Annotated in this window: 8 protein-coding genes; 1 reads left to right on the top strand and 7 read right to left on the bottom strand. The window is 69.3% G+C overall.

Features of this window, described 5'->3' with window-relative positions; genetic code table 11:
- Positions 1-125: 125 nt before the first annotated feature.
- The 4 genes from GA0070214_RS08910 to acs form a co-directional block, all read right to left on the bottom strand.
- Complete coding sequence (locus tag GA0070214_RS08910) at positions 126-2,555, bottom strand: immune inhibitor A domain-containing protein (protein WP_091261189.1); 2,430 nt, start codon at positions 2,553-2,555, stop codon at positions 126-128.
- A gap of 286 nt (positions 2,556-2,841) precedes the next feature.
- Entirely contained in the window at positions 2,842-5,172 is a 2,331-nt protein-coding gene (locus GA0070214_RS08905) for an immune inhibitor A domain-containing protein (protein WP_091261188.1), read from the bottom strand.
- A 376-nt stretch (positions 5,173-5,548) separates the two neighbouring features.
- Positions 5,549-8,341 carry an immune inhibitor A domain-containing protein gene (locus GA0070214_RS08900; RefSeq protein WP_091261187.1) on the bottom strand — a complete coding sequence of 931 codons (2,793 nt, stop codon included), beginning with the start codon at positions 8,339-8,341 and terminating at the stop codon, positions 5,549-5,551.
- Between the two features lie 242 nt (positions 8,342-8,583).
- Positions 8,584-10,572: an acetate--CoA ligase gene (gene acs, locus GA0070214_RS08895; protein WP_091261185.1), complete on the bottom strand. Its 1,989-nt coding sequence runs from the start codon at positions 10,570-10,572 to the stop codon at positions 8,584-8,586.
- 199 nt (positions 10,573-10,771) lie between these two features.
- On the opposite strand from acs, the gene GA0070214_RS08890 reads away from it, so the two are divergent.
- On the top strand, positions 10,772-11,518 hold the full coding sequence (locus GA0070214_RS08890) for a Fic family protein (protein ID WP_091261183.1): 747 nt from the start codon (positions 10,772-10,774) through the stop codon (positions 11,516-11,518).
- 24 nt (positions 11,519-11,542) lie between these two features.
- On the opposite strand, the gene GA0070214_RS08885 is transcribed toward GA0070214_RS08890, so the two are convergent.
- The 3 genes from GA0070214_RS08885 to GA0070214_RS08875 form a co-directional block, all read right to left on the bottom strand.
- A complete protein-coding gene (locus GA0070214_RS08885; RefSeq protein ID WP_091261181.1) occupies positions 11,543-12,352 on the bottom strand; it encodes an HAD family hydrolase in 810 nt (269 codons plus the stop codon).
- Positions 12,353-12,737: 385 nt separating this feature from the next.
- On the bottom strand, positions 12,738-13,118 hold the full coding sequence (locus GA0070214_RS08880; RefSeq protein ID WP_091261179.1) for a VOC family protein: 381 nt from the start codon (positions 13,116-13,118) through the stop codon (positions 12,738-12,740).
- A 99-nt stretch (positions 13,119-13,217) separates the two neighbouring features.
- A complete protein-coding gene (locus tag GA0070214_RS08875; RefSeq protein WP_244167601.1) occupies positions 13,218-13,793 on the bottom strand; it encodes a DUF6518 family protein in 576 nt (191 codons plus the stop codon).
- Positions 13,794-13,934 lie beyond the last annotated feature (141 nt).

The raw sequence follows: 13,934 nt of genomic DNA, 5'->3' as shown, positions 1-13,934 counted from the left end.
GTGCGCAGGATCAGGGGATTCTCCGGGACATCGCCGGACGGATCCGCCGCTCCGGCCGCCGGAAAGGGCGATGCCCGGGCAGGTGACCTGCCCGGGCATCGCGGGGTGTAGCGGTGATCAGCGGCTCAGGAGAAGCGGACCTTCATGGAGGTGCCGTTCTGCTGCAGAACCTTGATCTTGACGCCGGCGGCCGGGAGCTTGACGCCGTGGTTCGGCAGCTCCGGGTACCAGTACTGCTTGGTGTCGTCGAACAGCGGCTGCGCGGCCTGGCCACGGATGTACTGCGGCTGGCTGTTGATGTGCAGCGTGAACGAGTCCGCCTTCTTGAGGCTGAACGGCGCGTCGTAGACCTGGACGCGGGCCCGCCACGGGGCGCCGGTCAGGTTGTAGATCGGCCGTGGGTGCGCGTCGATGATCAGGTTGCGACCCTCACCCGGGTGCTCGAAGGTGTCGTTGTCCGCGTACCGGAGGTTCCAGTACGAGATCAGCAGACCCTCCTGGTACGCGTAGTGGTCCACCCAGTCCGGGCGGGTGTTCGCGTAGCCGAAGAAGTACGGACCGGTCTTCAGGTACTTGTCGTACGAGACGTACGACCGGTTGCCGGCGATGTAGTAGTTGTCGAAGAGCCGGGTGTAGCTCTCGCCGGTGATGCTCCAGCCGGCGAGCGCCCAGTCTCCGGCACCCGTCTCGGCGCCGTCGCTCAGCAGGGTCTGGCCGTCGGCGGTCACCGTGATGGCGTCACCGAAGAAGCCGCCCGACGCCACGCCACCGTCGGTGACGTAGTGGAACCGGAACTGCGCGACCTTGCCGGCCAGCGCGTCCATCGGAATGTTGATGTCCACCCACTTGCCGGCGCTGCTGCCGGTGAGGCCCGGCGTCGGGTCGGTGTTGGACACCGGCGGAATCGGCTTGCCGTTGACCGTGCCGTTCAGCGCGTTCCACGTCTTGCCGCCGTCCGTCGACGCCTCGAAGAAGAGGTAGTCGTAGCCGGTCTCGATGTTGAAGCGGCCCTTCATGGACAGCGCCGCCGAGGTCTTCCCGGTGAGGTCGAGCGTCCTGGTCATGGTGTTGTTCAGGTCGTCGTCGTTACCGGAGAAGTACTGCTTGGTGCCCTCGAACGGAGCGCCGTACTGGAAGGTGTACTCCCGCTGCGGCAGCACCACGACCGCGGCCTGCGCCTTCTTGGAGTTGTACTCCTGCGGGCCCAGGTCCAGGTCGCGCTTCTGCCCGGCCTTGACCACCTCGTAGTCGAGCCAGCCGAGCTGGAGCTTGTTCCACGCGCCGAGGTCGCCGCCGCGCTCGCCGATGCCCGCGTCGTTCTTGCCGCTGAGCCGGCTCTGGGCCATCAGGGTCCAGTGCTCGTTGTTGTTGTCCCCACCGTTGATGACGTTGTAGTCGTCCGGCAGGCCCAGGTCGTGGCCGTACTCGTGGTAGAAGACGCTGCGGCCACCGTTCTCCGGCTGGATCGTGTAGTCGCGGATCCAGACGCCGGTGTTGCCGATCTGGGTGCCGCCGATCGGGAAGTTCGGCGGACCGACGCGGGACGTGTTGTACGCCGCCCACCGGTGGCTCCAGATGGCGTCCTCACCCTGGTGCGGGTCACCGTCGGCCTGGTCGCCGCCGGAGTGGACGATCTGGAAGTGGTCGATGTAGCCGTCCGGCTCGTTGAAGTTGCCGTCGCCGTCGTAGTCGAACCGGTCCCACTGGTCGAACGACTGCATGTCGGCCTTGATCTGGGCGTCGGTGCGGCCCTTGGCCTTCTGGTCGGCGACCCACTGGTTGGCGGCGTCGCGGATCAGGTCCCAGGTGTTCGGGCAGACGTTGTCCGCGCAGACCGCCGGGTCGTTGGCCGGGTCGTCCGAATCGTCGGCGATCGGGTCGTCCGAGCGGCCGTAGCGAGCGGCGTTGTACTTGACCTTCACCCAGTCGGTGACCTCGCCGTCCACCGTGTAGCGGCCGGACGACTGGGCCTCGTAGTACTGCTTGAGCGACTCGTCGCCCGGCTTGGTGCCGAAGTACAGCTGCCGGAAGTAGTCGGCGCTGTAGTTGGCCTGCCAGACGGTGGAGTTGTCCACGGCCCGGTTGGGCTGCGGAATCTCGTTGTGCCGCGGACCGTCGAACCGGGTCGGGCCGGCGATGTCCGGGTTGATGTCCTTGTCCGGGTAGGCCGGGTCGCGCTCGTCGCCGAACTCGGCGAGGATCACGAAGATCTTGTCGGTCCGCTCCCGGGCCAGCTCGACGTACTGGTCCTTCTTGCCCGCCTTGGCGGAACGGGCGCCGGCCGACGCCGCCGCGCCGCCGGCGGTCTCGCCGACCTTGACGACGGTGCTGCCGTTGATCTTCTGGGCCTTGGCCCGGCCGGACAGGACCTCGCTGAGGCCCTCCTGGCGGAGCGCCCGCCGCTTGTCTTCCAGCTTGTCCGGCAGATCGTGGGGGGCCTGCGGCTCGGCGACCGCCGGAGCGGCAGCCGGCAGCTTCGGGGTCGGTGCCGCGCTGGCGGTGGCGGAGCCGGCCACCAGTCCTGTCGCCGTCAGCGAGAGCCCGAGCAGACCCACTGCGACTTTGCGCACGTGGTACCTCCGGTGTGAGGGAACCGGCCCAACGGGGGTACGGGCCGGTGGAAGGTCCCGTTACTGGGAACCACTGGTGAAGATAGACACTCCCGTGACACGTGGGAAGATAGACGCGTCGATTTGTAGCAACTTTTTGTTGGGAACGCTCCTCACCGTCACATCAGGATCGGTCGATCGGGTCGATTGAGCTGGGGCGAAACGTTTCGGGGTACGCGAAAGGGGCCGCCGGCGTCTCCGCCGACGGCCCCTGCCGTGTGGTGCTACCCGATCAGTTGGTGACCTTGACGACCATGTCGCTGGTCGGGGTGGTGCCCTGCTTGAGGATCTCGATCTTGGTGCCGGTGCCGGCGACCTTCACCGAGTTCCACGGGTTGTTGGTGTTCCAGTACTTGTTGACCCCGTTGTCGGTGAACACCGGGTTCGGGTCCAGCTTCGGAACCGTGACCCCCACCCCGTTCAGGTGGAAGGTCTGGGCCGGCTTGGCGTACAGGCTGAAGGTGCCGTCGTAGCCGTTGCGCCGGTTGGTGATGGTGCCCTGGCCGCCGACCTGGATCTTGCCCGGGCGGACGTCGACCGGCAGGTTCAAACCGTAGCCCGGGTGCTCCGACGTGTTGTTGTCGCCGTACGCGTAGTTCACGTACCAGACCAGCATGCCCGGCTGGACGGAGAACCGCTCCACCCAGTTCGGCCGGCTGTTGTTGAACCCGTAGTTGTAGCCACCGGTCCGCAGCGTGTCGTCGTAACCGAAGTAGGTCCGGTTCTCGGCGATGTAGAAGCGGGGGTAGCTGTCGGTCACCGAGCCGCCCATCCGGGTCCAGCCCTTGGCGGTCCACTCCGCGGCGAGGGTCTCCGCGTCGTCGGTCCAGGCGACCGCGCCGTTCTTGGTCAGCGAGATGTTGTCCAGGAACGGACCGGCGAAGTGCACGCCGCCGTCGGTGGCGTACCGGTAGCGGAACAGCACCGACTTGCCGGCGTACGCCGACAGGTCGTAGGTCGAGTCGACCCAGGCGCCGTTGCTGGAGCCGTCGATGCCGCTGTCACCCGCGTCGACGAGGTTGTTCTTCACGTCGGCCCAGGTGGCGCCACCGTCGGTCGACACCTCCGCGTAGAGGTAGTCGTAGTCCTCTTCGATGTCGTACTGCAGCTTGGAGGTGATCGACGCGGAGGTCGCGCCGGTCAGGTCCAGGGTGCGGGTCAGCGAGGCGTTCAGGTCGTCCGCGCTGCCGCCCCACCACTCGTACGACCCGCCGAACGGCGTGTTGTAGTTCGTGGTCTGGGTCTGCGCGGGCAGGTTCACCACGACCGCCTGGGCCTTCGGCCCGTCGCTGTCGCCCGCCGGGCCGAGGGTCACCTGGGTGGTGCCCGAGCCGTAGTCGACGGTCGAGTGGTTCAGCCAGCCGAGGAAGAGCTTCGACCACGGGTCCATGTAGCCCGGGGTCGAACCGATGTCGTCGGTGCCGTGGCTCAGCCAGGAACCCGAGGACATCAGGCTCCAGAAGCCGACGCCGTTGTCGCCACCGGCGGTGTCGTACAGGTCCGGCAGGCCGAGGTCGTGACCGTACTCGTGGGCGAAGACACCCAGACCACCGTTCTCCGGCTCCGTGGTGTAGTCACGGATCCACATCCCGGTGTCGCCGATCTGCACACCACCCGCGAGGTTGCCGGCCGGGCCGGCCTTGCCCTCGAGGTTGGTGAACGCCGCCCAGCGGTGCGACCAGATGGCGTCCTCGCCCTGGGCGCCGCCGCCGGCCTCCTCGCCCTCACCGGCGTGCACCGCCTGGAAGTGGTCGATGTAGCCGTCGGGCTCGTTGAAGTTGCCGTCGCCGTCGAAGTCGTACCGGTCCCAGACGTCGAACTGGGCCAGGTAGTCCTTGATCTCCTGGGACGACTTCCCGGCCGCGACCTGGGCCTGGTACCAGGACGTGGCGCTGTCCCGGACGAAGTTCCAGTAGCCCTCGGCCTCGGAGATGTTGTCGTTCGGGTTGTTCGGGTCGTCGTTGTGACCGTAACGGGCCTCGTTGTAAGGCACCGTGATCCAGTCGCTGACGTCGCCCTTGACCGTGTAACGACCACCGGACTGCTTCAGGTAGAAGTCCCGGAACGACTCGCCCTCACCGTAGAACATGTCCATGTAGTGCTCGCGGTGGAAGTCCGGGCGCCACAGGGTGCTGTTGTCGTCGGTGGAGCTGCCGTCCCAGTTGCGGTCCGGCTCCGGGATCTGGTTGACCACGGGACCGGCGGAGCCGCCGGCACGCGGGTCGGTCTTGTCACCGAAGTTGACCAGCATCGTGAAGATGGGGTCTTCCTTCGGGGCCTGCTGGTACTCGACGAACAGGTCGTCCTTGACCTGGATGACCTTCGAGCCGTTGCGCGTCTGAAGCTTGGCCTTGCCCGTCAGCAGGTCGGAGATCGCCTGCTTCTTGAGCTCCCTCTGCTGGTCCGCCTTCGGATCCGGGAGGTTGTCCTTGCCGTGCTTCGCCTTCTCGACGCCGGGGGTGGGCTCCGCCGCCGGGGCGGCGGACACCGGCGTCGTGACGACACCGGCTGCCAGCAGCGCGGCCGCGGCCGAGGCCAGGCCCGCTGTGACTCGTCTCCTCAAAGGTCCTCCTCCTTTGTGGATGTGTTACATGACAGGGACAGCCATAGCCATCGCTGTCATGTCATGCGTCACTCACAATGACAGGTGTTTGCATCGTTGTCACCGGTCAATCACCCGATGATTCGGCTTTTTTTCCTGAGCAAATGGGGCCAAAAACGCCCAGCGAGCCACCGCAGATTCACGTTACGTTTCGGCCACGATCACTGTAGGTGACAGTGATTATGAGGTCCCCAAAGGGGAGCGCAGCGGCCCTGGAAAATGTCACACGACCGCGAGGAAAAACTGCCCGCATGTAAGAAAAGGCGGGGCCCGCCCGGAGCAGTGTGCTCCAGACGGGCCCCGTCGTGTGGTTCCGACGCGCTCTCGGCGTGTCAGGTCACGGGGTCGCCGGGGTCACGTACACCGTGGCGTACGAGTTGTCCTTGGCCGCCCGCTTGATGGTGATCGAGACGCCGTAGGCGACGCCCGCGTCACCGGGGTTGCCGGTGCCGAGCACGATCGCCCCGCCGCCCAGGGTGGCCCCGTAGTACGCCGGAGCCGGCGTGCCGTCGGGGTTGGTCACCCGGGTGGTGTACTTCGCGTTGCCCCGCGACGGGACGACGACGGAGGCGTCGTTGTCCCGGGCGTACGCGGAGCCGTTCCGGATCTCGATGCCCGGGTACCAGCCCTTGGCGTCGGTGAACGTCGGCACCGCGGCCTGGGCCGGGAAGTTGGTGCAGTACTCGCTGTACGGCTCGTCCGCCGCCTCCAGGCACTCCTTGAAGGGGTACGAGGAGCCCAGCGAGAACGCCGCGTTGGACGACTGCGGGCGGCTGGGCAGGTTGTCCAGCACCGACGGGTCCTTGACGGCCGCCTCGCCCTGCCGGCGCAGCGGGTCGTTGTGCGAGTCGACGATCAGCAGCCCGCCCTTGGCCCCGTAGCTGGGCAGCGCGGTCATCTGCGCGGTGACGTGGTTGACGTCGCCCAGCTCGGTGTCCCGGTACCAGACCAGCATGCCCGGGGCGTTGTAGGAGAGCTTGTCGACCTTCCACGCCTCGTGCGAGTAGACCGTGTCGTACGCGTACTTCAGGCCCTTGTCGAAGCCGTCGAAGTTGCGCCACTCGGCCAGGTAGTAGTGCGACTTGACCTGGGTGCCCGAGTCGACGTGCCAGCCCGCGCCGGTGGTGTCGGTGAAGGTGCCGCCGGTCTGGGTCCAGCCGTTGGCGCCGCCCTCGACGTCGTCGCTCCAGGTGGTGGCGCCGCCGCCGGTCACCGAGAAGTCGTCGGCGAACCAGCCGCGCTCCACGAACGCCTCGTCGGTGGCGTACCGCAGGCGGACCTGGATGGTCTGCCCGGCGAACGCGGACAGGTCGACGTAGTCGTGCCGCCAGCCGCCCGTGCTGCCCGTCAGGCCGTACTTCTTGTTGCCGAAGTCGACCATGCGGCCGTTCGGGTCGGCGTACCCGTCGTTGGTGGTGACGAGCTTGCCGGTCGCGTCGTAGACCTTCTGCTCGGACCAGGTGGCGCCGCCGTTGGTGGAGACCTCCAGGAAGCCGTAGTCCCAGTCCGCCTCGATGACGTAGTTGTTCCACATCCAGAACTTCGCGTCGGCGGCGTTCGGGACGGTCACGGTGCGGCTCAGCTTGACGTCGGCCCAGTCCTGGTCGGCCCCGGAATACCACATGTTGCTGCCGCTGTGCGGCTGCGCCAGGGTGATCACCTTGTCCGGCAGGTTGATCTTGATGCCGTCCTTGGTGCCGACCGGGGTGTTCGAGGTCTGGCCCAGCTGCACCGAGCGCGGGTCGTCACCCGGGTTCAGGGTCAGCGGGTCGGCCCAGCCGAGCACCCACTTGTCCCAGAGGCCCATGTGGGTGGGCAGCGCCTGGAAGACCTCGCCGCTGTGCGAGCCCGAGGCCATCAGGTCCCAGAAGTCGACGTCCGAGTCGGCGTTGCCGGAGGTGTCGTAGAGGTCCGGCAGGCCGAGGTCGTGACCGAACTCGTGGGCGAAGACGCCGACGCCGGCGTCCTCCGGCTGCACGATGTAGTTCGCGACCTTCTTGTTCGTGCCCGGGATGGTGTAGCCACCGGCCACGGTCGAGGAGTGCGCCCAGACCGAGTAGACGCCGATGTCGCCGCCGCCGCGGGACTTGCCCTGGTTGGCGTGCACCAGCACCAGGTGGTCGATCACGCCGTCCGGCTCGTTGACGTTGCCGTCACCGTCGGCGTCGCCCTGGTCCTCGATGTCGTAGTCGGCCCACGGGAAGTTCGGGTCCATCTTGGCCAGCGCGTCCACCGCGTCGGTGGCCAGCCGGCCCGCGCCCTGCGGGTTGTCCGGGTGGCCGTTCATCGACTGCTCACGACCGGCGACCCAGTTGCCGTTCTCGTCCTGGAAGCAGCGGGAGGCCGCGTACCAGCCCTCCGAGTGCGGCACGGTGATCCACGGGCTGGCCTGCCCGTCCACCGTGTACGCACCCTTGGACATCTCCAGGTACATGTTGTGCATCGTGCGCCCGGAGATGTCGACGCCCGGCTTGCCGTCCGGCCCGGTCAGGTCCTTGCGGATCCGCTCGGTGATGCCCTCCTTGGTGTAGAGCATCTTGTCGTAGTGCGCCGGGGAGAAGTCCGGCACCCACATCGAGTTGTTGTCCTCGTGCGGCAGGGTGGCCGGGTCCGGGATCTGGTTGTGCTTCGGGCCGTTCTGCACGGTGCCGAGGACACAGCTCCGGTCCTCGAAGACCGTCTTCGGCACGTACACGTTGGTGAAGTCGTCGTTCGCCTTGTCGTTGAACTCCACCAGCAGGGTGAGCAGCTTGGCGGTCTGGGTGCCCTTGGCCTGCTTGATCTGGCGGGGGCTCTTGCCCGTCTTGATCGCCTTGGCCTCGATCTTGGCCAGTTCCCGCGCGGCCTTCGGGTTGCCGCCGGCGAACTTGCGGTCGTAGGCCCGCGCCGCGTCGACCGGGCTCGTGAAGACCCCGTCCTTGCCCTTGACCTCCTTGCCCGGCGTGTCCGGCTGGACCTCCGGCTCGGCGTAGTTGATGTAGTAGTCGTCCGCCCCGATGGTGGCCCGGGCGCCGCCGGACGTCTGGGCGGCCGCGCTGCCGGTCACGGTCAGTGACGCGGCCGCGAGGGCGATGGCGGGCAGCGCGACGAGTAGGCGTCGGCGTGACCCGGACTGCGGAAATGTGTGCATGCCACTCCGTTCGTAGGGCATGGGAGGGGGGAACCGGCCGGTCGCGCGTCGTAGCGACGCCCGTCGAACCGGTCCGATGCGGCGAACCTAACCGAAGAGGCGCTCCATCGACAGGGGGCGACATAGCCTCTGGCCGATCAGCCTGCCGGGCCTCCACCGAACTTCCGACAGGTGTCTCAACAGAACGACGGTGGGTGGCGGCCCGTCCGGACCGCCACCCACCGTCAGGGGTACGTGTGCGCTCAGTCCTCGTCGGACTTGCCGCCGCCCATCCCCGAGGAGATCAGGTCCATCACCGAGGAGTCCTGGAGCGTGGTGACGTCGCCGAGCGACCGGTTCTCCGCGACGTCCCGCAGCAGCCGGCGCATGATCTTGCCCGAGCGGGTCTTCGGCAGCTCCGGCACCAGCATGATCTGCCGCGGCTTCGCGATCGGGCCGAGCGTCTTCGCCACGTGGTTGCGCAGGTCGGCGATGAGCTGCTCGCCGGCCGCGCCGGAGATCTCCGTGCTGCCGCGCGGGATGGCGAACGCCACGATCGCCTGGCCGGTGGTCGGGTCGGTCGCGCCCACCACGGCCGCCTCGGCCACCGCCGGGTGGCTGACCAGCGCCGACTCCACCTCGGTGGTGGAGATGTTGTGGCCGGACACCAGCATCACGTCGTCGACCCGGCCGAGCAGCCAGATGTGCCCGTCGTCGTCCTTCTTCGCGCCGTCGCCCGCGAAGTAGACCCAGTCGTCCCCGTGGTTGGCGCCCGCGCCGAAGCGCGACCAGTAGGTCTCGATGAAGCGGTTGTCGTCGCCCCAGATCGTGCGCAGCATCGACGGCCACGGCTCGCGCAGCACCAGGTAGCCGCCACCGCCGTTGGGCACCGACTGCCCCTGGTCGTCGACCACGTCGGCGGCGATGCCGGGCAGCGCGGTCATGGCCGAGCCGGGCTTGGCCTCGGTGACACCGGGCAGCGGGGAGATCATGATCGCGCCGGTCTCGGTCTGCCACCAGGTGTCCACGATGGGCAGCTCGCCCCGGCCGATGTGCTGGCGGTACCAGATCCACGCCTCCGGGTTGATCGGCTCACCCACGCTGCCCAGCAGGCGCAGCGACGAGAGGTCGTAACCGGCGGGGATGTCCTCGCCCCACTTCATCATGGTGCGGATCAGGGTGGGCGCGGTGTACAGGATGCTCACCTTGTACTTGTCGACGATCTCCCAGAACCGGCCCTTGTGCGGGGTGTCCGGGGTGCCCTCGTACATGACCTGGGTGGCGCCGTTGGAGAGCGGGCCGTAGACGATGTAGGAGTGCCCGGTGACCCAGCCGATGTCGGCGGTGCACCAGTAGACGTCCGTCTCCGGCTTCAGGTCGAAGACCGCGTGCGTGGTGTACGACGCCTGGGTGAGGTAGCCGCCGGTGGTGTGCAGGATGCCCTTCGGGCGGGCCGTGGTGCCGCTGGTGTAGAGGATGTAGAGCGGGTGCTCGGCGTCGAACGGCTGCGCCGTGTGCTCCGGCGAGGCCGTCTCCACCGTCTCGTGCCACCAGTGGTCCTTGCCCGACCAGGCGACCTCCTCGCCGGTGCGGCGCACCACCAGCACGTGCTCGACGGACGGGCACTTCGCCACCGCCTCGTCGACGGTCGGCTTGAGCGCGGACGGCTTGCCCCGGCGGAAACCGCCGTCCGCCGTGATGACCACCTTGGCGCTGGCGTCCTGGATCCGGTTGGTCAGCGCGTCGGCGGAGAAGCCGCCGAAGACCACGCTGTGCGTGGCGCCGATGCGCGCGCAGGCGAGCATCGCCACCGCGGCCTCGGGGATCATCGGCAGGTAGATGGCCACCCGGTCGCCGGCCGTGACGCCCAGCTCGGTCAGCGCGTTCGCCGCCTGGCAGGTGAGCTTGTGCAGGTCCGCGTAGGTGACGGTGCGGGTATCACCCGGCTCGCCCTCCCAGTGGATCGCCACCTTGTCGCCGTGGCCGGCCTCCACGTGCCGGTCCAGGCAGTTGTACGCCACGTTGAGCTGACCGCCCACGAACCACTTCGCGAACGGCGCGTTCGACCAGTCGAGCACCTGGTCCCACTGCCGGTGCCAGTGCAGCCGCCCGGCCTGGCGCTCCCAGAAGGCGAGCCGGTCCTCGGCCGCCTCGCCGTACGCGTCGGCGGTGACGTTGGCGTTCGCGGCGAGCTCCGCCGGCGGCGGGAACTGGCGCGTCTCGTTCAGCAAGTTGGCCAATGCCTCGCTCATGCGGTGACTCCTTCATCGCGTGACCTGCGTCTCCTACCCGGGAGAGGTTAGTCGGGGCGCACCCTCCGCCGCGACCGCCCGGTCAGCCGTCACGCGCCCAGTGGCCCTCCGCGCGCGCCGAGCAGTAGCGGAGAGTGGCTCGCGTCGCGTTCCGGCGGCTGGCGCTCCGGCCGGGTGCGGGGATCGCTAGCGTGGCGGGGTGACCACCGACCCGCTCGCCCCGCTGCTCGCGCTCGCCGACATCGCGCCCGCCGTCGAGCGCGCCCGCGACCGGGTCGACCAGGCCCACCGCCACCGCGCGCTGCGCCGCCAGGGCGGCCAGGTCGCCGCCGAGGTCAGCCTCCGCTCGGCCGTGGCCAGCGCCGCCCTGGAGGGCCGGGTGCACGACCGCGAGGAGGTACGCGCGGGTACGGTCACCGATCCGCTGCTCCAGGGCGCCCTGCGGGTGGCGGGAGCACTGCCTGGGCTGAGCGAGCTCTGGCCGAAGGCGCCCCGCCAGGCGCTCGCCCGGCTGCACGTGCTCGCGGCCCGCGACGTCGTGGCCGAGGCCGAGCTGGGCCGCCCGGTCGCGGACCCGGTGGTGGCGGCTCGCCTCGACGGGCTGGCCGGCCTGGTGGCCGGCGGCACGAAGGTGCCGCCGCTCGTGCTGGCCGCCGTGGTGCACGGTGAACTGCTCAACCTGCGCCCGTTCGCCGGCCCGTCCGGGGTGGTGGCGCGGGCGGCCGCCCGGCTGGTGCTGATCTCCACGGGCTTCGACCCGCGCGGGCTGGTCGCCGTCGACGTCGGCCACCGGGAGCGGGAACCCGAGTACGTGGGCGCGGCCGGCGCCTTCGCCACGGGCACCCCCGACGGGCTGCGCTCCTGGCTGCGCCACTACATGGCGGCCGTCGAGGTCGGCGCGGACCAGATCACGCTCATCGGCGACGAGATCCTCGCCGCGTCCTGAACCGCCGCGCGGCTCGGCGCGGCCTCAGACGGTGGGGGTGGTGGCCGCGCGGGTGCGGCGGTGCCGGCCGTACCAGGCGATGCCGATGGCCACGCCGACGCCCACGCCCAGGGCCGCCGCGGCGACCGGCACGGCCGGGCGCTCCCGCAGCCGCCGCCCCAGCGGCACCGGGTGCCGGAACTCCAGCACCGGCCACGAGTTCTCCGCGGCCAGCTTGCGCAGCGCCCGGTCCGGGTTGACCGCGGTCGGGTGCCCCACGCACTCCAGCAGCGGCCGGTCGCTGTACGAGTCGGAGTAGGCGTAGGAGTCGGCGAGGTCGTAGCCGCGGGCCTGGGCCAGCTCGCCGACGGCGTCGACCTTGCGCGGGCCGGCCGCGTAGAACTCGACCTCGCCGCTGTAGCGGCCGTCCGCCACCGCCATGCGGGTGGCGATCACGTCGGTCACCCCGAGCAGCTCGCCGATGGGACGGACCATCTCCTCGCCCGAGGCGGACACCAGCACCACGTCCCGCCCGGCGGCCTGGTGCTCCTCGATGAGGGCGGCCGCCTCGGCGTACACGTAGGGGTTGATCAGCTCGTGCAGCGTCTCCGCGACGATCTGGCGGACCTGGTCCACCGGCCAACCCTTGCACAGCGTGGCGAGGTAGTCCCGGGTGCGGGCCATGGTCTGCTCGTCGGTGCCGCCCAGCCGGAACATCAGCTGCGCGTACGCCGACTTGACCACGTCACGGCGCGTGATCAGCCCGTCCCGGTAGAACGGCCGACCGAACGCCAGTGCGCTCGACTTGGCGATGACGGTCTTGTCGAGATCGAAGAAAGCGGCACTCCGGCCCACGGCGCGAAAGTCTAGCCCGACGGGGCACGGACGGCGGGTCCCCGGGGCCCCGGGAGCGGGCCGGTGGGGGCATGCCACTCCTCTGAGTGACGGCGGTCACACACTCGTACCACGATTTAGCGTTGCGTGGAGTGGACACCACTCGACGTATAAGGGTCCATTGCGGCATGCTTGTGCTCACGACGGGAGCTCACAACCCGTCAATGAAGGCCCTCGGCGGTTGCACCCCCCGTGACCGCTGAGTGGGTTCGGCTCGACCCCCCCGGAGCCGAACCTCACGACGACCCCCGTCTCCCCCCGACGGGGGTCGTCCCTATTCGGGGCGGGGCGAGCCGAGCAGGCCGCCGCCGGGGCCGCCAGCGTCCGTCCGTTCGGACGAGGGCCGTCAGAGCGGGTCGAGGCGGCGCCTGAGCAGGCAGAACTCGTTGCCTTCGGGATCGGCGAGGACGTGCCAGGACGCATCCGCGGGCTGACCGATGTCGACGAGTTTGGCCCCGGCGGCCAGGAGGCGCTCAAGTTCGGCGTCCTGGTCGCGGTCGGTGGCGTTGACGTCGATGTGCAGCCGGGCAGGCCCGTTCTTCGGCTCGTCGTTGCGGATGAGGAAGATCGTCGGCTGCGGGCCGCCGAACCCTTCGCGCGGGCCGATCTCGATGCAGCCCTCCGCTTCGCGATCGAGCTCGACGAAGTCGAGGACCTCGCACCAGAACCGCGCCAGCACCTCGGGGTCGCGGCACTTGAGCACGAGCTCACTGATTCGGCATGCCATTGACGAAACCTACTCTCAGGATGGGAACTGCCGGGGCAGCCGTACGCGGATCTCGTGGGCTTCCGGCAGTGAGAACAAGCTCGCGATCGTACCGGCCGCTCAGAATCCGGCGGCCAGCGCGAAGCCGACGAAGATGACGGCGGCGACCGGCACCGCCACGGCCAACGCGAGCGCCCGCTGCCGGTTCGATCGGCCGACGAGCACGACGGCCAGGACGCCGAGCGCCACGTCGATCGCGACGTTCCAGGCCGCGCCCGGCCGGCTGGCAAATCGTGCCGCCTCCTCGAAGAAGACGGCGGCCGGAAGCGCGGTCCCGACGATCCGTCGCGGGCCTGGCAGACGGGCCCAGGTGCCACCGGTGCCGAAGACGATCCCGGCGAGCACGCCGAAGGCCATCCAGAGCAGCGACGTCGGCGCCCACAACACGGCCAGGTCGTCGCCCTGGAGCAGGGTCGCCGTGAGGTAGTAGCTCGGCACGGCGACGACGAGCAGGACGGCGGCCCCCAGCGCCGCGCGCACCGGGCCGGACCGGAGCCACCAGCCGAAGGCGAAGGCGGCGACGGCCCAGGTGGCCGTGGAGTTGCCGAGCTCCGCGAAGGGATACGGCACCCATTTGATCCACACGAAGTCCAGGAAGCCGAGCAGGAGGCCACCCGGCACGGCGGTGAGTGCCACCGGTCGATGATCAATCCGCACGGCGGGCAGCATACTCAGTATGCCCAGCGGGCGGTTTCGTCGGGCTGCCGCCGCGAACACTCCGGCCGCCCGCGGCGAAGTAGGGGTGAGCCCTCGGCGCGCAGGAGGGGACGCGGGAAA

Source organism: Micromonospora chaiyaphumensis, assembly GCF_900091435.1.
Taxonomy (GTDB): Bacteria; Actinomycetota; Actinomycetes; order Mycobacteriales; family Micromonosporaceae; genus Micromonospora; species Micromonospora chaiyaphumensis.
Note: the sequence above shows the minus strand (reverse complement) of the source record. Positions and strands in the feature narration are given on the sequence as shown.

Coding starts and splice junctions, on each gene's coding strand:
- GA0070214_RS08900 (WP_091261187.1), bottom strand. CDS start 8,341: ATGCACACATTTCCGCAGTCCGGGTCACGCCGACGCCTACTCGTCGCG.
- acs (WP_091261185.1), bottom strand. CDS start 10,572: ATGAGCGAGGCATTGGCCAACTTGCTGAACGAGACGCGCCAGTTCCCG.
- GA0070214_RS08880 (WP_091261179.1), bottom strand. CDS start 13,118: ATGGCATGCCGAATCAGTGAGCTCGTGCTCAAGTGCCGCGACCCCGAG.